Below are 1,507 nucleotides of genomic sequence, written 5' to 3' on the forward strand. Positions count from 1 at the left end.
TCGGCGACGATACCTTGCAGCAAGTTCAGCCAGTGAGCGGCCATACGCTGTGCAGTGCTTGCGTCGAACAGGTCGGTGGCGTAAGTGAGGGTTGCACTGAGCTCGCCGTCGGCGTCCAGGGTGTCGAGGGTCAAGTCGAACTGGGCGGTACGGCTTTCCCACTCCTGGGCCTTGATCACCAGCCCCGGCAGTTGCGGGATGGCTTGGCGGCCGGCGCTCTGGTGGTTGTACAACACCTGGAACAACGGGCTATGGCTCAGGTTGCGCTCAGGGCGCAAGGCTTCGACCAATTGCTCGAACGGTAGGTCCTGATGCGCCTCGGCGCCCAGTGCCGCCGTCTTGACCTGTTGCAGCAGTTCGCTGAACCGCTGCTGCGGATCGACTTCAGCCTTGAGCACCTGGGTATTGACGAAGAACCCGATCAGGCCTTCGGTCTCGACCCGGTTGCGGTTGGCAATCGGTACGCCCACGCGGATGTCCGACTGGCCGCTGTAACGGTGCAGCAGGCCCTGGAACGAAGCCAGCAACAGCATGAACAGGCTGCAACCTTCACCCAGCGCCAGTTGCCGCAGCTGTTGGCCCAATGCCTGCGGTAACTGGACGGCCAGACGGGCGCCGGCAAAGCTCTGGCGTGCCGGTCGCGGACCGTCCGCAGGCAGCTCCAGCAATGGCTGTTCAGCGCCGAGGACGTTGGTCCAGTAAGCCAGCTGCCGCTCACGCTCACCGGCGTCCATCCATTGGCGTTGCCACACCGCGTAATCGGCATACTGGATCGGTAACTCCACCGGTTCAACCGATCCACCCTGGCTATAGGCGGCATAACGCTCAATCAGTTCCTGCACCAGCACCTGCATCGACCAGCCATCGGAGACGATGTGATGCTGGGTCAGCACCAGCACCTGTTCATCGGCGGCCACCTGCAGCAGCCCGACCCGCAGCAGCGGACCGTTCTGCAGGTCGAACGGCCGGCTGATCTGATCGCGAACAAACGCCTGGATCTGCTCGGCCTGGTTGGCCGAGGTCAGGTCGAGAAACTGCGGCGTCAGCAGCGGACCGGACTCGGCATGGATAACCTGGAACGCACGCTCGTCCTTCTGGACAAAGGTCGTGCGCAAACTCTCGTGACGCTGCACCAGTGCGCTTAAGCTGCGTTGCAACGCCTTCAAATCCAGGTGGCCATGAATCCGTAGCGCCGCAGGGATGTGGTACGCCGCACTGGAGGGTTCCATTTGCCAAAGGAACCACTGGCGTTGCTGGGCGTAGGACAAGGGCAACGGTTGATCACGCGGCACCCTTGGAATGCGCGCAGGCATCGCCGCCTGGATTGGCTCAAGCGCAGCCACGCAAGCCTTGAGGCTGGCATTTTCGAACAGCTTGCGCAGTTGCAGGTTCATGCCGAGGTGTTGGCGGATGCGCGACACCATCTGTGTAGCCAGCAATGAATGGCCACCCAGTTCGAAGAAGTTGTCGGTGAGACCAACCCGCTCCAGTTTCAGCACGTCTTGCC

Annotated in this window: 1 protein-coding gene; it reads right to left on the reverse strand. The window is 62.2% G+C overall.

What is annotated here, in order from left to right; genetic code table 11:
* Positions 1-1,507 (reverse strand): condensation domain-containing protein (locus tag HX821_RS31605; protein WP_256344351.1); only part of this gene is annotated, 1,507 nt, incomplete at both ends.

The organism is Pseudomonas sp. B6001, from assembly GCF_013386015.1.
In the GTDB taxonomy this organism is placed as follows: Bacteria; Pseudomonadota; Gammaproteobacteria; order Pseudomonadales; family Pseudomonadaceae; genus Aquipseudomonas.